Below are 21,144 nucleotides of genomic sequence, written 5' to 3' on the forward strand. Positions count from 1 at the left end.
ACGTACGCCGTTACGTCAGGCTGCGTATACCCGCGCTGGCTCACTGCCGCCATGCTGGACCCCTCATTGCAGAGGAGTCGCCCCATGGCACCACGATTGATCCGCTCCAAACCACTGTTGGCCTTGTCGTTGCTGGCGGCCGCACTGTTCAGCCAGGGCGTGCTGGCCGATAACGAAGGCCTGGCCGTGACCCCGACCGAAGTCACCGTCGGCCAGTTGCACTCGGCCACCGGCACCATGGCGATTTCCGAAACCGGCTCGATCCAGGCCGAACGCCTGGCCATCGAACAGATCAACGCTTCGGGCGGGATCCTGGGACGGCAGATCAAGGTGATCCAGGAAGACGGTGCGTCCGACTGGCCGACCTTCGCCGAAAAAGCCAAGAAACTGCTGGTCAACGACAAGGTTGCCGCCGTGTTCGGCTGCTGGACGTCGGCCTCGCGCAAAGCCGTGCTGCCGATCTTCGAGAAGGAAAATGGCCTGCTCTACTACCCGACCTTCTATGAAGGCCTGGAACAGTCGAAAAACGTGATCTACACCGGCCAGGAAGCCACCCAGCAGATCCTCGCCAGCCTCGACTGGATCGCCAAGACCAAGGGCGCCAAGACCTTCTACCTGGTCGGTTCCGACTACATCTGGCCGCGCACCTCGATGAAGATTGCGCGCAAGCACATCGAAAACGTCCTGCACGGCACTGTGGTCGGCGAAGACTACTACCCGTTGGGCAACACCCAGTTCGGCTCGCTGATCAACAAGGTCAAGCTGAAAAAGCCTGACGTGGTGTTCGCGGCGGTGGTGGGCGGCTCCAACGTGGCGTTCTACAAGCAACTCAACGCGGCGGGCGTGAACTCGTCCAAGCAGACCTTGTTGACCCTGTCGGTGACCGAGGACGAACTGCTCGGCATCGGCGGTGAAAACATGGCCGGTTTCTATGCCTCGATGAAGTACTTCCAAAGCCTGGACAACCCGAACAACAAAGCCTTCGTCGAGGCCTTCAAGGCCAAATATGGCAAGGACGCCGTGATCGGCGACGTGACCCAGGCGGCCTACCTCGGCCCTTGGCTATGGAAAGCAGCGGTGGAGAAAGCGGGCAGTTTCGACGTGGATAAAGTCGTGGCCGCATCGCCTGGCATCGAGCTGAAAACCGCGCCGGAAGGCTACGTGAAGATCCACGAGAACCATCACCTGTGGAGCAAGTCGCGCATTGGTGAGGTGCAGCCCAATGGCCAGTTCAAGGTGATCTACGAGTCGGATTTGATCGAGCCGAACCCGTTCCCTAAAGGCTACCAATAACCCAAGGTCTGGCATTGATCCAACGGTGGGAACTGGCTTTGTGTGGGAGCTGGCTTGCCTGCGATGCAGGCGACTCGGTTTTGCAGTTGAACCGAGGTGATGCCATCGCAGGCAAGCCAGCACCCACTTAAAGCAGATTGCAATTCAACCTGGCTCTCAGGAGACCATCATCATGGAATGGCTATCGGAATTTGGAGCCATCGCGGCGATGCAGGGGTTCAACGGCTTGTCCGTGTTCTGCGTGCTGTTGCTGATGGCATTGGGGCTGGCGATTATCTTTGGCCAGATGGGCGTGATCAACATGGCCCATGGTGAGTTCCTGACCATCGGCGCCTACACCACCTACGTGTGTTCCAGCCTCACGGCGCACTTTGCACCGAGCTTCCAACCCTATTACTTCTTCTTCGCCATTGCCCTGTCATTCCTCGTCGCCGGCGCCATCGGCTGGCTGGTGGAATGGGCGATGATCAGCCGCTTGTACAAGCGCCCGCTGGACACCTTACTCGCCACCTGGGGCCTGTCGCTGGTGATGCAGCAGACCTTCCGTTCGGTGTTCGGCGCCCGCGAAGTCAGCGCCGAACCGCCGGCCTGGCTGATGGGATCGGTGAATTTCACCGATGCCATCGAGATCCCGCGCAACGGCCTGTTCATGATGGCCCTGACCTTGCTGCTCACTGCGGCAATCTTCCTGATGCTCTACCGCTCGCGCTGGGGCCTGCAGGTGCGCGCTACGGTGCAGAACCGCTTGATGAGCCGTGCGGTGGGCATCAACACACGCAAGGTCGACCGCATGACCTTCGCCCTCGGTTGCGGCGTCGCCGGGGTGGCCGGTGCGGCGTTCACCACCATCGGTTCCACCGGGCCGACGGCGGGTTCGCAGTACATCGTCGACACCTTCCTGGTGGTGGTGTTCGGCGGCGCGCAAAGCCTGTTCGGCACCATCGCATCGGCCTTTGTGATTGCCCAGACCCAATCGCTGTCGGAGTTTTTCCTCAGTGGCTCGATGGCCAAGGTGCTCACCTTGTCCTCGGTGATTCTGATCCTGATGCTGCGCCCGCAAGGGTTGTTTTCCATCAAAGTGCGCAAGTAGAGGCGACCGGATGAAGGCTCTAGACAATCTGCTGGGCGGCCAGCAAAACCTGATCGGCATCGTGTTGCTGGCGCTGTTGATCCTGGTGGTATTCCCCCTGACCCTGGATGCGTTCCGCCTGAACATGGTCGGCAAATACCTGACCTACGCGTTTGTCGCGGTCGGCCTGGTGTTGTGCTGGGGCTATGGCGGCATTCTCAGCCTGGGGCAGGGTGTGTTCTTCGGGGTGGGTGGCTACTGCATGGCGATGTTCCTCAAGCTTGAGGCCTCGGACCCGCAGAGCACCAAGATCCAGTCCACACCGGGCATCCCGGACTTCATGGACTGGAACCAGATCACCGAACTGCCGTGGTTGTGGCAACCGTTCCACAGCTTCAGCTTTACCCTGGTGGCGGTGATCGCGGTGCCGGTGCTGCTCGCGTTCATCATCGGCATGGCGCTGTTCAAGCGGCGCGTGGGCGATGTGTATTTCTCCATCGTCACCCAGGCGATTGCGCTGATCCTTACGGTGCTGATCGTCGGCCAGCAAGGCCTGACCGGTGGCGTCAACGGCATTACCGACCTCAAGACCCTGCTTGGCTGGGACCTGCGCACCGACAGCGCAAAGATGATCCTGTACTTCATCAACGCCGGGTTGCTGTTCGGCTGCATCTTCATTGGCCGGTTCATCCTCGCGTCCAAGCTTGGCCGGTTGTTGATGGCGATGCGCGACAAGGAAGAACGCGTGCGTTTTTCCGGGTATGACGTGGCCAGCTTCAAGATCTTCGTGTTCTGCGTGGCCGCCGCGTTCTCGGCGATTGGCGGGGCGATGTTTGCCTTGCAGGTGGGCTTTATGTCGCCGTCGTTCGTGGGCATCGTGCCGTCGATCGAGATGGTGATCTTTGCGGCGGTGGGCGGGCGCATGTCGCTGCTCGGCGCGGTGTATGGCGCGCTGCTGGTGAACTACGGCAAGACCTACTTTTCCGAGTCTTTCCCCGAGTTGTGGTTGTACCTGATGGGCGGGCTGTTCATTGCGGTGGTGATGTACTTCCCCAACGGCCTGGCTGGTTTGTGGGACAGCCATGGGCGCCAGGCGCTGGCCAAAGTGCTGCGGCGCAAACCCCTGGCGGCAGCCCCGGCGAAACCGCCGGTTAAACCCAAGGCCAACAGCAAGATCCTGGAGACCCAGCCATGACCGCCGTCGGCTTTGAAATGAAAAAACCGGTGCTGGCCATCGAAGGCCTCACCGTGTCGTTCGACGGCTTCAAGGCGGTCGATAACCTCAACCTGTATATCGACCGCAATGAAGTGCGCGTGGTGATCGGTCCCAATGGCGCCGGCAAGACCACCGTGCTTGACCTGATCTGCGGCAAGACCCGCGCCACCAGCGGCAGCATCCAGTTTGACGGCCAGGAACTGACCAAGATGCGCGAGTACAACATCGTGCGTGCCGGTGTGGGCCGCAAGTTCCAGAACCCGTCGATCTACGAAAACCTCACGGTGTTCGAGAACCTGGAGATGTCTTACCCGGCCGGGCGCAAGGTATGGGGTGCGTTGTTCTTCAAGCGCAACGCCCAGGTGATCGCACGGGTGGAGGAGGTGGCGCGGGAGATCTTCCTCGGCGACCTGCTGCAACAACAGGCCGACCTGCTGTCCCACGGGCAGAAGCAGTGGCTGGAGATTGGCATGTTGCTGATGCAGGACCCCGAGTTATTGATGTTGGATGAACCGGTGGCGGGCATGAGCGTCAACGAGCGCGCGCAAACCGCCGAGCTGCTCAACCGCATCAGCCAGGGCCGATCGGTGCTGGTGATCGAGCACGACATGGAGTTCGTCAAAAGCATCGCCCACAAGGTCACGGTGCTGCACCAGGGCAAGGTGCTGGCCGAGGGCAGCATGGAGTCGGTGCAAAGCAACCCGAAAGTCATCGAAGTGTATTTGGGCCACTGAGGAGCTGCGCATGTTCAAGATCGACCAGTTGTCCTGCGGCTACGGGCAGAGCCAGATCCTTCACGACCTGGACCTGAACGTCGCCAAGCGCGAGATCGTCGCGGTGATGGGCCGCAATGGCATGGGCAAGACCACCTTGTTCAAGAGCCTGATGGGCATCCTCCCGCAGTGGAAAGGCCAGGTGAGTGTGGACGGGCACGATGTGTCGGCGCTGGAAACCCATGAGCGGGTGGAGCGTGGTATCGCCTATGTGCCCCAGGGCCGCATGATTTTCCCGAGCATGACGGTGCTGGAAAACATCCAGACTGGCCTGCCGGCGTCGGCGCGAGGCAAGGTGCCCGAGGATCTGTACGCGCTGTTCCCGGTGCTCTACGACATGCAATCGCGCAAGGGCGGCAACCTGTCTGGCGGGCAGCAACAGCAGTTGGCGATTGCCCGGGCGTTGTCCACCAACCCCAAGGTGCTGTTGCTGGATGAACCGACCGAGGGCATCCAGCCCTCGATCATCAAGGACATCGCGCGCACGCTGAAGGAAATTCGCAACCTGCGTGACTTGACCATCGTGGTCTCCGAGCAGGTGCTGTCGTTCACCCTGGAAATTGCCGATCGTTTCCTGGTGATCGAGAAAGGGCGATTTGTGATTGAGGAAACCCGTGATCGAGTGGATGAAGCAACGATCAGTCGGTATTTATCGGTTTAGTCGTGCCGGTTCTTATCGGCTGAAGCGATGTACGGGTAAGTTTTCCTGCCTGTCAGAGTCGCAGTGACCTGCACGTAACGGAACCATTTCTTCGCCTATTGCCACAGATGGAGGCTGATCAAATGCCGGTTCAGGCGTTGGTCACGTTCCATGCATTAACTATTTGAGGTGTTGCGATGATAAATACTCCGTTCGGTCAACCGACGCCGGTTCACTACCCGCAATCTCCCCTCGCGTTCGGTAGGACCGGGTTTGCTAATCAGCCCAGTATGAACCCACCCATGATGGACTATCGCGGAGCCCCCCATTCAGTGGTGGCGCGGGAATTTGCCGGTGCCTACCCTTATTTTCAGGGAGAGTCCGGATTCGTCACGCGGGACGTTCTTCAGCACGCTGCCAACCGCCCTTTGACCGGCAACCCGGTAGACGACCCGATGACCCGGCTGGCCAGGGAGATACTCAGCCGGCCTGGAATGAGTAGCTTGCTCGATGGCGTCAACCATGGCGGTCATCAAGACGGGCTGATCAGCCTGGGAGATGCTCATGCAGCGGTCGACATGTACGAAGCGGACGAGTCCTCTCGCTTACAGAACGAACCGATGGCGTATAACGCTGGCGCACGGGGTGGCTATGAGCGGTATTCGGGTGGCATGCAGCGCCATCGTGTTGAAAATGGATATGGTGAGAGCGGGGCCTACACTCGTCACCCGGTATTCGACAACCGTGCAATCGGTCAGCCGTTCTCCAGGGGGGCGTATGAGCCGTCGTATGACGGCCGCATGAGTCCACAGAATAACGCGCTCGCTAATGACTTCAAGTGCGCCAAATACTCGGATCTGGCGTCGGAGCTGGGCAATAATTTTGATTACTTCAAACCCAACGAGCACAGCAAGATAACTCAGAACTCGCTTCGTGAAGTCGCAGGTCGGCCTTTGACTGGCAATCCGGTAGATGACCGGATGACCCTCCTGGGTAGGGAAATCCTCAGTCGACCGGAATTGAATAGAAAACTGGATTCCGACCACGATGTTGACAAATCTGACGGCCTTATTGGGCGCGACACCATTGAAAGGCTGTCCAGTCGGAAGGCTGAGCCAAACTATGAACTAATGAATGATGTGGAATTGCTTGAAGCGGTGAAAGGAAAGTTCAAACAGTACTGGGGTAGAGACGACTACATCAGCTTCGACAGTCTGGAAAAAGCGGCTGCAGAGTCCCCGCCCACGGATCGAACTCGACTCGCGGCTGCATTGCTCCATCGTCCGGGCCTGATGAAAGAACTGGATATTGGCACTAAGGGCAATGGCCGCAGGGGCGACGAAGATCAAAGGTTTGATAGGGTCAATGTCGACTACGTGATTGCAGAAAAAAAAGCGCACTCGTCGAGGGGGTGAGTGTGCTCCGGTGCAGCCCAGGCCATGGTCTGCACCGTTAATTTGAGACCACCGGCTCACCGGTCGTGCTCACGCCTCAACAGCGCAGGGTGCATTGATCAGCCAGGGTTGATCATCCTTTCCGGCCGCACCCGTTGCTCGTAGTCTTCGGCGGTGATCAGCCCTAACCGCACCGCCGCCTCCTTCGGCGACAAGCCTTCATCCGCCGCCTTGCGGGTGATCTGCGCCACGCGGTCATAACCCAGCACCGGGTTCAGCACCGTCGCCATCAATAATGAATGTTCAACGTTGCGCGCCAGTTGCGGGCGGTTCACCTCCAGGCCGTCCAGCAGCTTGTGGGTGAACAGACTGACGCAGTCGCTGAGCACATCGATCGAGTGCAGCAGGTTGTGGATCAGCACCGGTTTGGCCACGTTCAATTCGAAGGTGCTGGACGCCCCCGCCAGGGTAATGGTGGTGTGGTTGCCCATCACCTGCATCGCCGCCTGCACCAGCACCTCGGCGATGGTCGGGTTGCGTTTGCCGGGCATGATCGAGGAGGTCAGGCCATCGTCGGGCACGATCAATTCGCCCAGGCCGCAGCGCGGGCCCGAGCCGAGCAGGCGGATGTCATTGGCGATCTTGGTCAGTGACACCGCCAGCACATTCAGCGCACCGGAGGCCTCTACCAGTGCGTCGTGGGTGCCCATGCCTTCGAACTTGCAAGGGTTGGTTTCGAACGTAATGCCCGTGAGGTGGCTGATTTCCTCGCAGAACGCCAGGTCGAAACCTGTCGGTGTATTCAGCCCTGTGCCCACCGCCGTGCCGCCCTGGGGCAGCAGAAGCAGGCGCGGCATACAGGCTTCGATGCGTGCAATGCCGTGCTGGATCTGGTGGGCAAATGCGCCGAAGGCCTGGCCCTGGCTCATGGGCACCGCATCCATCAAGTGGGTGCGGCCGATTTTCAGCACCTCCTGCCAGGCATCGGCCTTGGCGGTCAGTGCGTCGGCCAGTTGGCTGAGGGCAGGCAGCAGGCGGCCACGCAGTTCCAGCACGGTGGTCAGGTGCATCACCGTGGGGAAGCTGTCGTTGGACGACTGTGAGCGGTTCACATGGTCGTTGGGGTGCACCGGCGACTTGCTGCCCAGTCCGCCGCCAAGCGCGAGGTTAGCGCGGTTGGCGATCACCTCGTTGGCGTTCATGTTGGTCTGGGTGCCGGAGCCGGTTTGCCAGATCGACAGCGGGAAGTGGTGGTCAAGGTCGCCCCTGGCCAACTCTTCGGCGGCCTGGTCGATCGCATGCGCCAGGGCCGGCGCCAGGGTGCCAAGGCGTGCATTGGCGCGGGCACACGCACGTTTTTGCTGGCCAAAGGCGCGGATCAGGCTGGCAGGGAACGGCTGTTTGCCGCCGAACACCTCCAATGCCCGCTGGGTTTGCGCGCCCCAGTAACGGTCGACCGGTATGGACACCGGGCCGAACGCGTCGTGTTCGATTCGCAGAGTGGTCATCAAGGAGCCCCTTAAAGCGCAGCGCCGGCGGCACGCCCGAGTACGCGTTGGTATTCATCCTGGGCGGTCTGCTGGGAGAACTCGCCGGACCATTTCGACACCACCACCGTCGCCACGCTGTTGCCGATGGTGTTGCAGGTGGCGATGGCCATCGACATGAAGCGGTACACGCCAAACAGCAGCGCCAGGCCTTCTGCCGGCAGCACGCCGATAGCGGTAACCGTCGCGGCGAACACCACGAAGCTGCCACCCGACACCGCCGCCGCGCCCTTGGACGTCACCAGCATGATCGCGATGATGCCCAATTGTTGTTCCCAGCTCAGCGGCACCCCGTAGGCATTGGCGATAAACAACACGCACAGCGACATGTAGATCGAGGTGCCGTCGAGGTTGAACGCATAGCCGGTGGGCAGTACCAGGCCGACGCTTTGCTTGGAACAGCCGAATTTTTCGAGTTTTTGCAGCAGGCGCGGCAGGGCGCTTTCCGACGAGGCGGTGCCGAGCACGATGAAGATTTCATCCTTGATGTAAGTGAGGAAGCGCCACAGGCTGAAGCCGCTCAACCGGCACACGGCGCCCAGCACCACAAAGATGAAGAACGCGATGCCGACGTAGAACATCAACACCAGGTTGGCCAGGGACATCAGCACCGCCGTGCCGTTGCTGCCCACGGCGTAAGCCACCGAACCGAAGGCACCCAGGGGCGCGAACTTCATGATCAGGTTGATGAACTCGAAGAAGCACTCGGAGATGCGGTTCAGGCCGTCTTCGATCACTTCGCGGCGCTCGGGCTTCAACGCCAGCAGAGCGAAGCCGAACAGCACCGAGATCACCAGCACTTGCAGCAACTGGCCGCCGGCGAAGGCACCGACGAAATTGTCCGGGAAGATGCCGTAGATAAAGTCCATGGTCGACGCGGGCGCATGCCCCTTGGCCACGGCGGCACTCGCGGCGGCCGCGGTGGCGCTGCTCGGGTGGGCGTCGTGCATGCCGGAGCCGATCTGCAGCAGGTTGCCCCACAACAGGCCGATGGCCAGGGCGATGGTGGAGACCACTTCGAAATAGATCAAGGCGCGCAAGCCGACTTTGCCGACGCGTTTGATATCACCGGCCGAAGCGATGCCGTGGACCACGGTGAAAAACACCAGCGGCGCAACAGCGGTCTTGATCAGCTTGAGGAAAATGTCGCCGAGGATCTTGAAACTGGCGGCCAGCTCCGGGGCGAGAAAGCCGAAGGCAATGCCGAGGAACATGGCGGCGACGACCTGAAAGGTCAGGTCCTTGTAGAGCGGTTTTTTTCCGGGGGTGGATGACATGTCTGTGATCTCATTGTTGTTATGGTTCGGTGTGACGCTGGAGATCCCAGTGTGGGAGCGGGCTTGCTCGCGAATGCGGTGCATCAGTCAACCCATTCATCAACCGACAGACCGCTTTCGCGAGCAAGCCCGCTCCCACAGTTAGATCTCCATTGCATTTGGGATCAGCGTTTGACTGGGCCGGGGCGTGCCAGCGCGATATCCACCATCTGCGGCGCCAGCCCCAGGTAGTTGGCCGGGTCGGTCAGGCGCTGCAGGTCGGCCAGGTCCAGTTGCGCAGTGGCTTCACCCTGGGCGAGCAGGGCGTCGAGCAGGCTGGTGCCCTGGTCATTGGCCATGCGGCAGGCGGCATACACCACGTCATGGGCCACTTGGCGGCCGAGGGCCGGGGCGAGTCCCATCATTACGGCTTCGGCGACGATCAAGCCCTGGGTCATGTCGAGGTTTTTGCGCATGCGTTCGGGGCGCACTTCCAGGCCGGCGAGCATGAAGGTTGCCTGGCCCAGGGACGCGGCGCTGAGGGCGAAGGCTTCGGGGATGGCGATCCACTCCGCCTGCCACGGGCCGGTGGAGCGTTCGAAATCCTGGATCATCGCGTCGAGCATTAGCCCGGCGTGTTGGCGCACGCCCTTGGCGGCGGCATACATCAGCTCGCAGGAAATCGGGTTGCGCTTCTGCGGCATGGTGCTGCTGGCGCCACGGCCCTTGACGAAGGGTTCATACACTTCGCCCAGCTCGCTGGTCATCATCATCATGATGTCGAGGGCGATCTTGCCCAGGGAACCGGTGACCAGGCCGAGAAAGTTCAGGGTCTCGGCCAGCCCATCGCGGGCCACATGCCAGGTGGCTTGCGGTACGCCCAGGCCGAGTTCGGCCATCAACGCTTCCTGCACCTCCAGGCCCTTGTCGCCCAGGGAAGCAAGGGTGCCGGCGGCCCCGGCGAACTGGCCGACTTCAACGCGCGGCCGCAGTTGCACCAGGCGCTCGGCGTGGCGGTCGAACATGCTCAGCCACACCGCGCACTTGTAGCCGAAGGTGATCGGCAGCGCGTGCTGCAAGTGCGTGCGACCGGCCATGGGCGTGTCGCGATAGCGCTCGGCCAGGCCGGCGAGCAGGCCGCGCACGGTCTGAATGTCCCGCTCGACGATGGCCAGCGCGGCGCGTACCTGCAGGACCACGGCGGTGTCCATGATGTCCTGGGTGGTCGCGCCCCAATGCACATAGCGGCCGGCTTCGCCGCAGATGTTCGACAGTTGCTCCACCAGCGGCAGGATCGGGTAGCCGACGATCTCGGTCTCGTGTTGCATCAGCGCCAGGTCCAGCGCCTCGTACTGCGACAGCGCGGCGATCTGCTCGGCGGCGTCCGCCGGGATCACGCCGCAACGCGCTTCAGCGCGGGCCAGGGCCACTTCCACTTCGATGTAGCGTTCGATCAGGGCTTTATCGGAGAACACGCCGCGCATTTCGGCGGTGCCGAACATGTCGCGGAACAGGGCGGAATCAAAAACGGTACTCGACATGGGAAAATCCTAATTGTTATTTTTAAACCATACATATTTAATATGTCCGTACATTATGATTACGCCTGTGCTGATACACTGTCAACTCGACAACGAGGGTAAAAATGGAAAGCGTGAGCCAGAGGCGTTATGCGGCGGTGGCCAAGGACTTGATCGACCAGATAGGCAGCGGCCATTACCCGGTAGGGTCGTTGTTGCCGACGGAATTCGAACTCTGCTCGCTGTACGCGGTGAGCCGGCACACTGTGCGCGCGGCCATCGACCAGTTGCAGGGCCAGGGCATGGTCTCGCGGCGCAAGCGCGTGGGCACGCGGGTCGAAGCCGCTTCACCCCAGGGCGGGTATTCCCAGGCGATGGCATCGGTGGCCGACCTGGTGCAAGTGGCCGAAACCCATATCCGTGATATCCAGGCGGTGCGCGAGTTCGTCGCCGATATCGCCCTGGCCCGGCGCCTGGGGCTGGAGCCGGGCGGGCATTACTTCTGCGTGTCGAGCATCAAGGTTGATGCCAGCGCCGGCAACGCGCCGTTGTGCTGGACCGACGTGTACGCCGAGCAGGCCTTTGCCGAGGTGATTCCCGCTGCACGCAAGCACCCGGATGAACTGATCGCCGCGCTGATCGGCAAGGCGTTCTCGCGGCATATCGATGTGGTGGACCAGCAGGTGCGCCCGGTGCAACTGTCGGCCGAATTGGCTGCCAGCCTCAAGGCGCAGGGCGGCGCGCTGGGGCTCAACATCATCCGCCAGTACCGTGACGAGGCCGGTGGGGTGATTGCGGTGTCGGAAACGGTCTACCCGGCAGACCGTTTCACCCTGACCATGCAGATGAAGCGCGACAAACTCTAGGCCACGTTGAAAAACGCCACCTGGGTGCTCAGGCGATCCGCCAGCTCCGCCAGTTCGTGATTGGCGTTTTCCACCTGCTCGGAGCCGGCGGCCGATTGCACGGTGGAGCCGTGGATACGCGTGACGTTCTGCGCCACCTCTTCGGCGGCCGCGCTTTGCTGCACCGAAGCACTGGCGATCTGCGCGTTCATGGCATTGATCGCGCCGACTTCCTGGCTGATCTTGCCCAGCGCCAACTGGGAGTCGCGGGTCTGCGTCACGGTGACCTGGGCCAGGCTGCGGCTGCGTTGCATGATGTCGGCGGCGTGCTGGGTGCCGCTCTGCAACTTGCCGATCATGTCGCGGATTTCCTGGGTGGACTCCTGGGTGCGCGTCGCCAGGGAGCGGACTTCATCGGCTACCACCGCAAATCCGCGACCATGTTCACCGGCACGCGCGGCCTCAATCGCGGCGTTCAGCGCCAGCAGGTTGGTCTGGGCGGCGATGGCGTTGATCACTTCGATCACGGTTTCGATGTTTTCACTGTCGCTGGACACCTGGTTGACCCGGCTGGTGGCCTGGTCGAGGATCGTCGCCAGTTCCTCGATGGCCACGGTCACTTCGCCCACCAGGCGGTGGCCACTGTCCACTTCGGCGTCGGCCAGGATAGTCGCCTTGGATGCGGCGGAGGCATAGCCCGAGACCTCGCTGACCGAGGCGGCCATTTGCGTAATCGCGGCTGCCACATGTTGGGCTTCGCTGGTCTGCAAGTTGATCTGCTGGCGGTTATCGCTGGCCACCGACAACAGGGTGACTGAAGAATGGCGCAGGGCCTGGGCTGCCGAGCGCACTTCACTGATGGTGTCGCTCAGGCGCGCCAGGGCGTTTTTCAGGATGCCCATTACGCTGTCAGGGTAGCGGGTTTCGATGCGCTGGTTCAGTTCGCCATTGGCCAGGCGGCGGATCGCCTCGGCGACGTCCTCCGGTTCTGCGCCCAGGGTGGACTTGACCTTGCGGATAATCAGCAATGACACCAGCACGCTCAAGAGAATCGCGACGGCGCTGGCCAGCACCATCAGCACCGCAAAGTTGCTGGCAGCCGATTGGACGGTGTCCAGGCGTTGCTTGATTTGCGCTTCTTCGAAGTCGATCAGTGCATTCACGCGTTTGAGCCACTCGGTGTAGTGGGCCGAGGCCTGGGCCAGCAGCAGGTCCTGGGCGCCGGCGATGTCATTGCTGCGACGCAGGTTGATCACCCGCTCGGTGGAGGCCAGGGCCTGGGTCTCGATGGCCTTGATATCACCCAGCAGGCGGGTTTCCTCGGCGCTGGCGGCGGAGTTGGCGAACAGGCGATCCATCATCACGGCGGAGTCCTGGTAATCGCGCTTGAGCTGGTCGATCTCGGCCAGGTGGCGGTTGAGCGCCGGTTCATCCTTGACCAATACCGCGTCGCGAATGGCGATGGCGCGGTTGTGCACGCTGCCTCGGAAGTTGATCGCGTAGCGCTGGACCACGGCGGCTTTTTCACCGACATCCTTGAGCGTGCTGTCGATAAAACCCACACGTTGAATACCGACGGCAGTGATCAGCACCAGCAACGACAGGGTGGACGCGAAGCCCAATCCGATACGCATCGCCAACGACACAGGTTTTTTCATGGAAAGCTCGATATTCAAGGGGTTAGGAGTGATGGCTAAAAGCTATCTTCGCCGTGGAATCTAACCACCCGCCTGCCAGGCGTCCAATCAGTAAATACTGAAACTGTCATCGAGCGAATTGATGGAATAAAACCGCGACACCGTCGTTCATACGTCATCCAACGTATTTCCCGTTTTCCCTGGCCGCCCGAGACTGGACCGCACGCACCCCGTCATCCGTCCAGGAGCCAGTCCATGACTGAAACGCTGATCAAAGTCGACCTCAACCAGCCTGTCACCGAGAACGAGCAGATCCATAACCGCTGGCACCCGGATATCCCGATGGCCTGTTGGGTCAAGCCGGGCGATGACTTCATCCTCGAGACCTACGACTGGACCGCCGGCGCGATCAAGAACAACGACGACGCCAGCGATGTACGCGATGTGGACCTGTCGACCGTGCATTACCTGTCGGGCCCGGTGGGGGTACACGGCGCCGAACCGGGGGACCTGCTGGTGGTGGACTTGCTGGACATCGGCGCCAAGGCCGACTCCCAGTGGGGCTTCAACGGGTTCTTTTCGCGGCAGAACGGCGGTGGCTTTCTCACCGATCACTTCCCCAGCGCACAAAAAGCCATCTGGGATTTCAAAGGCATGTTCACGAGTTCGCGGCACATTCCCGGGGTGAACTTTGCCGGGCTGATCCATCCCGGCCTGATTGGCTGCCTGCCCGACCCGGTGATGCTCGCCGACTGGAACCGTCGCGAACAGGAACTGATCGACACCAACCCCACCCGCGTTCCGCCCCTGGCCAACGCACCGCTGGCCGCCACCGCCCACATGGGCAAGCTCACCGGCCAGGCGCGTGACGATGCCGCGGCGACCGGCGCACGCACAGTGCCGCCGCGCGAGCATGGCGGTAACTGCGATATCAAGGACCTGTCCCGGGGGTCGAAGATCTTCTTCCCGGTCTACGTCAAGGGTGCCGGGCTGTCGGTAGGGGACCTGCACTTCAGCCAGGGTGACGGCGAAATCACCTTCTGCGGCGCCATCGAGATGGCCGGCTGGGTGCACATGAAGGTCGAGCTGATCAAGGGTGGCATGGCCAAGTACGGGATCAAGAACCCGGTATTCAAGCCGAGCCCGATCACGCCGAATTACAAAAACTACCTGATCTTCGAAGGCATCTCCGTGGACGAACAGGGCCAGCAGCACTATCTGGACGTCAACGTCGCCTACCGCCAGGCATGCCTGAATGCGATCAACTACCTGACCAAATTCGGCTACTCGCCGGCCCAGGGCTATGCGCTGCTCGGCTCGGCACCGGTGCAAGGGCATATCAGCGGCGTGGTGGACATCCCGAATGCCTGCGCGACCTTGTGGCTGCCGACGGAAATCTTCGAGTTTGATATCAACCCCAACGCGAATGGCCCGACCCAGTTCCTCGATGGCAGCATCGACCTGCCCATCGCCCCGGACCTGTAGCCATGCCGACCTACGAATACGCCTGCGACACCTGCGGCACCTTCACGATGTTGCGCCCGATTGCCCAGCGCAACGAACCCAGCCAGTGCCCTTATTGCGAAGGGCCGGGTGGGCAGTTGCGGGTGTCGGCCCCGGCGCTGCAAACCTTGTCGGCCCACCAGCGCAAGGCCATCGCCGGTAACGAGCGCAGCGCCCATGCGCCGCAGACCGTTGGCGAATACCAGGACAGCCGCAAACACCCGGCCGGTTGCAGTTGCTGCGGTACCCGCAAGCAGGTCGAGCCCAGCAAGGCCAACCCCTTGGGGCTCAAGACCCGCACCGGCCCACGGCCGTGGATGATCAGTCACTAGAACAGGAGCGTTGCAATGCGCCATGGCGACATTTCCAGCAGCCCGGACACCGTCGGTGTAGCGGTGGTGAACTACAAGATGCCGCGCCTGCACAGCAAGGCCGAGGTCATCGACAACGCGAAGAAGATCGCCGAGATCATTGTCGGCATGAAACAAGGCCTGCCCGGCATGGACCTGGTGGTGTTCCCGGAATACAGCACCATGGGCATCCTGTATGACCACGACGAAATGATGGCGACCGCCGCAAGCATTCCCGGCGAAGAAACTGCGATTTTCTCGGCGGCCTGCCGCCAGGCGGATACCTGGGGTGTGTTCTCCCTGACCGGCGAGCGCCACGAAGAACATCCGCACAAGGCGCCCTATAACACGCTGGTGCTGATCAATAATCTTGGCGAGATCGTGCAGCGCTATCGCAAGTGCATTCCCTGGTGCCCCATCGAGGGTTGGTATCCGGGGGACCGCACCTACGTGTGCGATGGGCCCAAGGGCATGAAGATCAGCCTGATCATCTGCGACGACGGCAACTACCCGGAGATCTGGCGCGACTGCGCGATGAAGGGCGCTGAGTTGATCGTGCGTTGCCAGGGCTACATGTACCCGGCCAAGGAGCAGCAGGTGCAGATGTCCAAGAGCATGGCCTGGGCCAATAACTGCTATGTGGCGGTGGCCAATGCGGCCGGGTTCGACGGCGTGTATTCGTACTTCGGCCACTCGGCGATCATCGGCTTTGACGGGCGCACCCTGGGTGAGTGTGGCGAGGAGGAGATGGGCATCCAGTACGCGCAGTTGTCGGTGTCGCAGATCCGCGATGCGCGGGCCAATGACCAGTCGCAGAACCATCTGTTCAAGCTGCTGCACCGGGGCTACACCGGCATGCACGCCTCGGGGGATGGCGACAAGGGCGTGGCGGATTGTCCGTTCGAGTTCTACCGCACCTGGGTCCTGGATGCACAGAAAGCCCAGGAAAACGTCGAGAAGATCACCCGCAACACGGTTGGCGTCGCGGAGTGCCCGGTGGGGCAATTGCCCCATGGTGGTCAAGCAAAGACGGCGGGGTAGGGCATGCGCTTTACCTTTGATCCCGCCCAGGTCATGGCCTTGCTGCGCAGCCGGATCGTCGGCCAGGACGCGGCGTTGGCCCAGGTGGAAGGCCTGCTCAAGGTGGTCAAGGCCGATATCGGCGAACGTGACCGCCCGCTGAGCGTCAACCTCTTCATGGGCCCGACCGGGGTCGGCAAGACCGAAATCGTGCGCCTGCTGGCCCAGGCGCTGCACGGTCGCGCCGATGGTTTCTGCCGCATCGACATGCACACCCTGGCCCAGGAGCATTACGCCGCCGCGCTGACCGGTGCGCCGCCCGGGTATGTGGGCAGCAAGGAGGGCATCAGCCTGTTCAACAGCGAATTGATCCAGGGCACCTATAGCCGGCCGGGGATCGTGCTGTTCGATGAACTGGAAAAAGCCAGCCAGGAAGTGGTGCGCAGCCTCTTGGGCATTCTAGAAAACGGTCAACTGACCCTGGCCGGTGGCACGCGTACGCTGGACTTTCGCAACAGCCTGATCTTCATGACCAGCAATATCGGCGCGCAACAGGCGCGCCGGCATCGCCTGCGGTTTGCCCAGGGCTGGCGGCGGCTGCTGCGCGTGTTTGTGCGGGGCGAGGCGCAGGTGCTGGAGGAGGCGCTGCATGGGCACTTCGAACCGGAGTTTCTCAACCGCATCGATCGCATCCTGATGTTCGAGCCTATCGACGCGCGGTGGCTGGAAGCACTGCTGGAGGTGGAACTTGCCAAGCTCAACCAGCGCCTGGCGGCGCATCAACGTTCATTGGTGCTGGATGAGCAGGCGCGCGCCTGGCTGTGTCGTCAACACGACGCGCGATTCGGCGCGAGGGCGCTGACCAGACGCTTGCGCGTCGAACTGGAACCGGCGATTGCCGAATGCCTGTTGCAAGGTCATGCCCGGCACCTGAGTGCGACGGTGCGCGACGCTTGTCTGGTGGTTGAACCCGAAAGCACAGGAAGATGGGATCCACTTCCGGTATAACCCTCGGACGCTTTAGTTTCCCGAGGCCCCGTTTTTCATGCAAAGCCCCTTGCAACGACCGCTGTGGCATATCTACCTGATCTTTCTCGCACCCATGGTGCTGTCCAACTTCCTGCAAAGTTTTTCCGGCACGCTCAACGGCATCTATGTCGGGCAGATGCTCGGCACCCAGGCGCTGGCGGCGGTGTCGGGCATGTTTCCCATCGTGTTTTTCTTCATTGCCCTGGTGATCGGCCTGGGGGCGGGCGCCTCGGTGCTGATCGGCCAGGCCTGGGGCGCGCAGGAAACGGGGATGGTCAAGGTGATTACCGGTGCGACCCTGACCCTCGGCGCACTGGTCGGCCTGATTGCGGCAGTGTTGGGCAGCCTGTTTGCGCGTCCGGCGTTGCAGGCGTTGGGCACGCCGGTGGACGTGCTCGATGATGCGGTCGGCTATGCCCAGAAGATGATGCTGATCATGCCGTTGCTGCTGGTGTTCATCCTCTACACCCAGTTACTGCGCGGCGTCAGCGATACGATCTCACCGTTGCTGGCATTGATGGTCTCGACCCTGGTCGGCCTGCTGCTGACCCCGGCGCTGATTCGCGGCTGGGTCGGCTTGCCTCCCATGGGTATCCAGAGTGCGGTGTATGCAGGGTTGGTGGGCAACGCGTCGGCCATGCTGTTTTTGATCTTGCGCCTTCGGCATAAAAACCATGTGATGGCGCCGGACCGTGAACTGCTCGCGGCCTTGCGCCTGGACCCCGTGATTCTCGGCAAAGTCCTGCGCATCGGCTTGCCTACCGGCTTGCAGATGGTGGTGCTGTCGCTGTCGGAGTTGGTCATTCTCGCCCTGGTCAACGGCCATGGCTCCCAGGCCACGGCGGCCTATGGCGCAGTGACGCAGATCGTCAACTACGTGCAGTTCCCGGCGCTGTCGATTGCCATCACCGCCTCGATCCTCGGCGCCCAGGCGATTGGCGCCGGGCGTCTGGAGCGCATCGGCCCGATCCTGCGCACCGGCCTGCTGATCAATACCTGCCTGACCGGTGGCCTGATTGTGCTGGGTTATGTCCTGTCCCACTGGCTGCTCGGCCTGTTCATCACCGATGACGCGGCACGGGTCAATGCCGAACACCTGTTGCACATCATGTTGTGGAGTATTTTGGTCTTCGGCTTCCAGGCCGTGATCGGCGGGATCATGCGCGCCAGCGGCGTGGTGCTGATGCCGGTGATCATCTCGATCTTCTGCGTGCTGTGCGTCGAGCTGCCGATGGCGTACCTGCTCAACGCCCACTTCGGCCTGGAAGGGGTGTGGATGGCCTTTCCGGTGACCTACCTGGCCATGCTGCTATTGCAGACGGCGTATTACCGTTTGGTGTGGCGTCACAAGCAGATCAAGCGGTTGGTGTAAGGCTCAGGCCACGCAATAACAGCTCCAGGCCTTGCAAGCCTTGCTCCAACCGCTCGTCCGGGTGCTCTTCCCGGGCGATCCACAGGGCGGTATTGACCAGGCTGCCGTTGATCAATTGCGCCAGGGCGGCGCTCGGGGCGGGGTGAATGACACCGGCCTGCATCAGGGCTTCCAACCGATGCTGCATCGACTCGACACAATGGTGCTGGGAGCCGGTATCGCCCAATACGGCCGGCGCATCCTGCAGCACAATGCGCTGGATTTCCCCGTCCTGGGCCATGCGCAAATAAGCGCGGCAACGTTCGCAAAAGCCGCTCCAAGGGTCTGCCGCTTCATCTGAAATGCGCTGCAAACGGCTGTCCATCTCACTGTCGAGCTGGGCAACCACGGCGGCTAACAGCCCTTTCTTGTCACCAAAGTGGTGATACAACGCTCCGCGCGTCAGGCCGGCGCGGGCGGTAAAATCGTCCATCGATGTGTTCGCATAACCTTGGGTGGCGAAGGCCTGGCGGGCGCTGGCGATCAGCCGGGCGCGGGTGTCTTCGATCATTTCGGCACGGGCTCGGCTCATGGTAAAGCTCACAATGGGCAAGTGTAGGATTGACATACGTCGCGTATGTTAAGCATGATTTGTCACATACGCACCGTATGTATTTTGCCTTGATGCTTGCAGATAGCAAGCTCCCGGGCGTCCAGGAAGAGGTCAAGCAGGATGGCAAACCCCTACGCCGAGTTGTTCCAGGCCCCCGGTGCCCGGGCCTTTGTACTGGCGGGCATGCTGGCGCGCATGCCCGTGTCGATGACCGGGATTGGCCTGATCACCATGCTGGCGCAGGTGCACGGCGGCTACGGCCTGGCGGGCTCGGTAGCGGCGGTGTTTGCCCTGGCCACGGCGTTTTGCGCGCCGCAGGTTTCACGCCTGGTGGACCGCTACAGCCAGGGCCGGGTACTGCCGATTGCCGCGCTGATCGGCGGCGGGGCGTTGTTGATGTTGCTGCTGTGTACCCGCCTGCAGGCGCCGAACTGGACGCTGTTTCTGTTCGCGGCCCTGGCCGGTTGCATGCCCAACATGTCGGCCATGGTGCGGGCGCGCTGGACCGAGGTCTACCGAGGCCAGCCCAAGCTGCAGACCGCCTTTGCGCTGGAATCGGTGCTGGACGAGGTGTGCTTTATCATCGGCCCGCCGATCTCGGTGGGGCTGAGCGTGGTGCTGTTCCCGGAAGCGGGGCCCTTGGTGGCGGCGCTGTTGCTGGCGGTGGGCGTCACCACCTTTGTACTGCAGCGCGCGACCGAGCCTCCTGTCCATGCACATCAGGACCATCACGGCCGCTGGCTGATCGCTTCACCCCCGGTGCTGATCCTGATGATCCTGCTGCTGGCCATGGGCGTGATCGTCGGAGTGGTGGACGTGGTCAGCGTCGCCTTTGCCCAGCACCAGGGCCAGCCGGCGGCGGCGAGCATCGTGCTGTCGGTGTATGCCATCGGCTCGTGCCTGGCGGGGCTGGCGTTCGGCACGCTCAAGCTCAAGGCGCCGCTGCCCCGGCAGTTCCTGTACTGCGGCGTGGCTACGGCGCTGACTACCTTGCCGCTGCTGCTGGTGAGCAATATTCCCGGGCTGGCGGTGGCGATCTTTATCTCCGGGCTGTTCTTCGCCCCCACGCTGATCGTGTCCATGGCCCTGGTGGAGCAGATCGTGCCCGCCAGTCGCCTGACCGAAGGCATGACCTGGCTGATCACCGGCCTCAGCATCGGCGTGGCCATCGGCGCCGCGAGTTCCGGTTGGATGATCGACCACTTCGGCGCCACCAGCGGGTTCTACGTGGCGTTGGCGGCGGGGGCGGTGGTGCTGGGGGCGGCAGTGTTGGGTTATCGGCGGTTGGGGTGATCAGCTAACCGCAGGGCACGGGTCGTTGCCATGATGTTGTAAAAACTCATTCAAGGCCTGGCGTGTCAGGTCATTGAGGGTCACTTTTTTGCGGGTCGCCGCCAGGGCTGCCGCCAAGTGCAAGTCATGGCCGACGCGTACGTTGAATGAACCCTTGCAGGGTTTTTCCGGTGTTTGCCCCAGGGCCTGGCAGGTGGCGAGGTAGTCGTCCACCGCCTCCCGGAACGCGCCGTCCAGCTCGGCGACGGTTTTTCCTTCGTAGCTCACCAGCGCCTTGATGAACAGAATCTTGCCGAACAGGCAGTTGTCTTCGAGGCTGGCTTCGATAGAGCCGATGTAGCCTTTGTGTTGCAGTTGATTGTTCACTGAATCAGTTCTCCTGATTTCAATTGCTCGATGATCTGGCGCCGAATGTAGTGTTTCAGTTCGTTGCCCGGGTGAGGCTTGTGCAAGGTAATCATTGCACTGGGGTCACCGATGTCGAATTTGACGCGGCTTCCAGCCCCTTCAATCTGTGTGTAGCCCAGCCGGCGCAGCAGTGTCACGCGTTCGGGCCAGGTAAATGCCGTGTGCTCGTTGAGCAGTTTGGCGAGCAGCTTTTCATTTTTGGACACGGCGTTCCCTGCGTGTAACTAAATGTAGTTGCAAAAAGTGGTGTTCGTCAATGCTAGCTCGTCTTTCGCTGGGCTTGCTGAGATTGATGTAACCCTTGATGACACCTCGCGCCGTACCTCCCATGCCCTCGCTAATTTTTCCCTCTGCGGTTCGTTTTATAGGGACGACGTGCCTTTGTGC

General features: G+C 61.7%; 20 protein-coding genes and 1 pseudogene. 13 read left to right on the forward strand and 8 right to left on the reverse strand.

The window, feature by feature from the left end; translation table 11 throughout:
* Window positions 1–84: 84 nt before the first annotated feature.
* The 6 genes from urtA to KHP07_RS16640 all read left to right on the forward strand — a co-directional run bounded on the left by urtA (window position 85) and on the right by KHP07_RS16640 (window position 6,406).
* Complete coding sequence (gene urtA / locus KHP07_RS16615) at window positions 85–1,293, forward strand: urea ABC transporter substrate-binding protein (protein ID WP_065906042.1); 1,209 nt, start codon at window positions 85–87, stop codon at window positions 1,291–1,293.
* Between the two features lie 172 nt (window positions 1,294–1,465).
* Window positions 1,466–2,383 carry an urea ABC transporter permease subunit UrtB gene (gene urtB, locus KHP07_RS16620; RefSeq protein ID WP_069023195.1) on the forward strand — a complete coding sequence of 306 codons (918 nt, stop codon included), beginning with the start codon at window positions 1,466–1,468 and terminating at the stop codon, window positions 2,381–2,383.
* A gap of 10 nt (window positions 2,384–2,393) precedes the next feature.
* Complete coding sequence (urtC, locus tag KHP07_RS16625; protein WP_214497539.1) at window positions 2,394–3,557, forward strand: urea ABC transporter permease subunit UrtC; 1,164 nt, start codon at window positions 2,394–2,396, stop codon at window positions 3,555–3,557.
* Complete coding sequence (urtD, locus tag KHP07_RS16630) at window positions 3,554–4,312, forward strand: urea ABC transporter ATP-binding protein UrtD (protein ID WP_025855702.1); 759 nt, start codon at window positions 3,554–3,556, stop codon at window positions 4,310–4,312. Before urtC ends, urtD begins: the two co-directional genes overlap by 4 nt.
* Before the next feature lie 10 nt (window positions 4,313–4,322).
* Window positions 4,323–5,012: an urea ABC transporter ATP-binding subunit UrtE gene (gene urtE, locus KHP07_RS16635; RefSeq protein ID WP_214497540.1), complete on the forward strand. Its 690-nt coding sequence runs from the start codon at window positions 4,323–4,325 to the stop codon at window positions 5,010–5,012.
* Window positions 5,013–5,293: 281 nt separating this feature from the next.
* Window positions 5,294–6,406, forward strand: coding sequence for a hypothetical protein (locus tag KHP07_RS16640; RefSeq protein ID WP_214497541.1), 1,113 nt, complete (start codon window positions 5,294–5,296; stop codon window positions 6,404–6,406).
* Between the two features lie 98 nt (window positions 6,407–6,504).
* Here the strand turns inward: KHP07_RS16640 and KHP07_RS16645 are convergent, their stop codons facing one another.
* The 3 genes from KHP07_RS16645 to KHP07_RS16655 all read right to left on the reverse strand — a co-directional run bounded on the left by KHP07_RS16645 (window position 6,505) and on the right by KHP07_RS16655 (window position 10,729).
* Window positions 6,505–7,893, reverse strand: coding sequence for a class II fumarate hydratase (locus KHP07_RS16645; protein WP_214497542.1), 1,389 nt, complete (start codon window positions 7,891–7,893; stop codon window positions 6,505–6,507).
* 11 nt (window positions 7,894–7,904) lie between these two features.
* Window positions 7,905–9,209, reverse strand: a complete 1,305-nt coding sequence (locus KHP07_RS16650; protein WP_099492465.1) for a cation:dicarboxylate symporter family transporter — start codon at window positions 9,207–9,209, stop codon at window positions 7,905–7,907.
* Window positions 9,210–9,373: 164 nt separating this feature from the next.
* Window positions 9,374–10,729, reverse strand: a complete 1,356-nt coding sequence (locus KHP07_RS16655; RefSeq protein ID WP_099492464.1) for a class-II fumarase/aspartase family protein — start codon at window positions 10,727–10,729, stop codon at window positions 9,374–9,376.
* A 113-nt stretch (window positions 10,730–10,842) separates the two neighbouring features.
* Between KHP07_RS16655 and KHP07_RS16660 the strand changes: the two genes are divergently transcribed.
* Complete coding sequence (locus KHP07_RS16660) at window positions 10,843–11,574, forward strand: GntR family transcriptional regulator (protein ID WP_177409514.1); 732 nt, start codon at window positions 10,843–10,845, stop codon at window positions 11,572–11,574.
* Here KHP07_RS16660 and KHP07_RS29940 read toward each other — a convergent pair.
* Together KHP07_RS29940 and KHP07_RS29945 are read right to left on the reverse strand one after the other, a co-directional pair.
* Window positions 11,571–12,629 carry a methyl-accepting chemotaxis protein gene (locus KHP07_RS29940; RefSeq protein WP_410896881.1) on the reverse strand — a complete coding sequence of 353 codons (1,059 nt, stop codon included), beginning with the start codon at window positions 12,627–12,629 and terminating at the stop codon, window positions 11,571–11,573. The genes KHP07_RS16660 and KHP07_RS29940 overlap by 4 nt on opposite strands.
* A gap of 66 nt (window positions 12,630–12,695) precedes the next feature.
* Window positions 12,696–13,211 (reverse strand): annotated as a pseudogene (locus tag KHP07_RS29945) (MCP four helix bundle domain-containing protein); the annotation flags it as partial.
* Between the two features lie 234 nt (window positions 13,212–13,445).
* Between KHP07_RS29945 and fmdA the strand changes: the two are divergent.
* Genes fmdA through KHP07_RS16690 form a run of 5 tightly spaced genes read left to right on the forward strand, consistent with a single transcriptional unit; the run spans window position 13,446 to window position 18,464 of the window.
* On the forward strand, window positions 13,446–14,675 hold the full coding sequence (gene fmdA, locus KHP07_RS16670) for a formamidase (RefSeq protein WP_025855695.1): 1,230 nt from the start codon (window positions 13,446–13,448) through the stop codon (window positions 14,673–14,675).
* Window positions 14,676–14,677: 2 nt separating this feature from the next.
* Complete coding sequence (locus tag KHP07_RS16675; RefSeq protein WP_078047957.1) at window positions 14,678–15,025, forward strand: FmdB family zinc ribbon protein; 348 nt, start codon at window positions 14,678–14,680, stop codon at window positions 15,023–15,025.
* A gap of 15 nt (window positions 15,026–15,040) precedes the next feature.
* Window positions 15,041–16,084, forward strand: a complete 1,044-nt coding sequence (locus tag KHP07_RS16680; RefSeq protein WP_078047958.1) for an aliphatic amidase — start codon at window positions 15,041–15,043, stop codon at window positions 16,082–16,084.
* A gap of 3 nt (window positions 16,085–16,087) precedes the next feature.
* Window positions 16,088–17,071 (forward strand): AAA family ATPase, encoded by a 984-nt coding sequence (locus KHP07_RS16685; protein WP_214497544.1) that lies wholly within the window; start codon window positions 16,088–16,090, stop codon window positions 17,069–17,071.
* A 37-nt stretch (window positions 17,072–17,108) separates the two neighbouring features.
* Entirely contained in the window at window positions 17,109–18,464 is a 1,356-nt protein-coding gene (locus KHP07_RS16690) for an MATE family efflux transporter (protein ID WP_214497545.1), read from the forward strand.
* Here the strand turns inward: KHP07_RS16690 and KHP07_RS16695 are convergent.
* Complete coding sequence (locus KHP07_RS16695) at window positions 18,448–19,035, reverse strand: TetR/AcrR family transcriptional regulator (protein WP_100491010.1); 588 nt, start codon at window positions 19,033–19,035, stop codon at window positions 18,448–18,450. The two genes, KHP07_RS16690 and KHP07_RS16695, sit on opposite strands and share 17 nt — an antisense overlap.
* 141 nt (window positions 19,036–19,176) lie before the next feature.
* On the opposite strand from KHP07_RS16695, the gene KHP07_RS16700 reads away from it, so the two are divergent.
* Entirely contained in the window at window positions 19,177–20,349 is a 1,173-nt protein-coding gene (locus KHP07_RS16700; protein ID WP_099492458.1) for an MFS transporter, read from the forward strand.
* Here the strand turns inward: KHP07_RS16700 and KHP07_RS16705 are convergent, their stop codons facing one another.
* Both KHP07_RS16705 and KHP07_RS16710 read right to left on the reverse strand, forming a co-directional pair.
* Entirely contained in the window at window positions 20,350–20,715 is a 366-nt protein-coding gene (locus tag KHP07_RS16705; RefSeq protein WP_078047963.1) for a type II toxin-antitoxin system HicB family antitoxin, read from the reverse strand.
* A complete protein-coding gene (locus tag KHP07_RS16710; RefSeq protein WP_214497546.1) occupies window positions 20,712–20,963 on the reverse strand; it encodes a type II toxin-antitoxin system HicA family toxin in 252 nt (83 codons plus the stop codon). The genes KHP07_RS16705 and KHP07_RS16710 overlap by 4 nt, the downstream gene beginning before the upstream one ends.
* Window positions 20,964–21,144: the final 181 nt, after the last annotated feature.

Origin of the sequence: Pseudomonas sp. VS40 (assembly GCF_018587885.1) — a bacterium.
GTDB classification, from domain to species: Bacteria; Pseudomonadota; Gammaproteobacteria; order Pseudomonadales; family Pseudomonadaceae; genus Aquipseudomonas; species Aquipseudomonas pergaminensis.

Coding starts and splice junctions, on each gene's coding strand:
- fmdA (WP_025855695.1), top strand. CDS start 13,446: ATGACTGAAACGCTGATCAAAGTCGACCTCAACCAGCCTGTCACCGAG.
- urtB (WP_069023195.1), top strand. CDS start 1,466: ATGGAATGGCTATCGGAATTTGGAGCCATCGCGGCGATGCAGGGGTTC.
- KHP07_RS16690 (WP_214497545.1), top strand. CDS start 17,109: ATGCAAAGCCCCTTGCAACGACCGCTGTGGCATATCTACCTGATCTTT.
- KHP07_RS16700 (WP_099492458.1), top strand. CDS start 19,177: ATGGCAAACCCCTACGCCGAGTTGTTCCAGGCCCCCGGTGCCCGGGCC.
- KHP07_RS16645 (WP_214497542.1), bottom strand. CDS start 7,893: ATGACCACTCTGCGAATCGAACACGACGCGTTCGGCCCGGTGTCCATA.
- urtD (WP_025855702.1), top strand. CDS start 3,554: ATGACCGCCGTCGGCTTTGAAATGAAAAAACCGGTGCTGGCCATCGAA.
- KHP07_RS16675 (WP_078047957.1), top strand. CDS start 14,678: ATGCCGACCTACGAATACGCCTGCGACACCTGCGGCACCTTCACGATG.
- KHP07_RS16650 (WP_099492465.1), bottom strand. CDS start 9,209: ATGTCATCCACCCCCGGAAAAAAACCGCTCTACAAGGACCTGACCTTT.
- KHP07_RS16640 (WP_214497541.1), top strand. CDS start 5,294: ATGATGGACTATCGCGGAGCCCCCCATTCAGTGGTGGCGCGGGAATTT.
- urtA (WP_065906042.1), top strand. CDS start 85: ATGGCACCACGATTGATCCGCTCCAAACCACTGTTGGCCTTGTCGTTG.
- KHP07_RS16685 (WP_214497544.1), top strand. CDS start 16,088: ATGCGCTTTACCTTTGATCCCGCCCAGGTCATGGCCTTGCTGCGCAGC.
- urtE (WP_214497540.1), top strand. CDS start 4,323: ATGTTCAAGATCGACCAGTTGTCCTGCGGCTACGGGCAGAGCCAGATC.
- KHP07_RS16695 (WP_100491010.1), bottom strand. CDS start 19,035: ATGAGCCGAGCCCGTGCCGAAATGATCGAAGACACCCGCGCCCGGCTG.
- KHP07_RS16655 (WP_099492464.1), bottom strand. CDS start 10,729: ATGTCGAGTACCGTTTTTGATTCCGCCCTGTTCCGCGACATGTTCGGC.
- urtC (WP_214497539.1), top strand. CDS start 2,394: ATGAAGGCTCTAGACAATCTGCTGGGCGGCCAGCAAAACCTGATCGGC.
- KHP07_RS29940 (WP_410896881.1), bottom strand. CDS start 12,629: ATGGTGCTGGCCAGCGCCGTCGCGATTCTCTTGAGCGTGCTGGTGTCA.
- KHP07_RS16680 (WP_078047958.1), top strand. CDS start 15,041: ATGCGCCATGGCGACATTTCCAGCAGCCCGGACACCGTCGGTGTAGCG.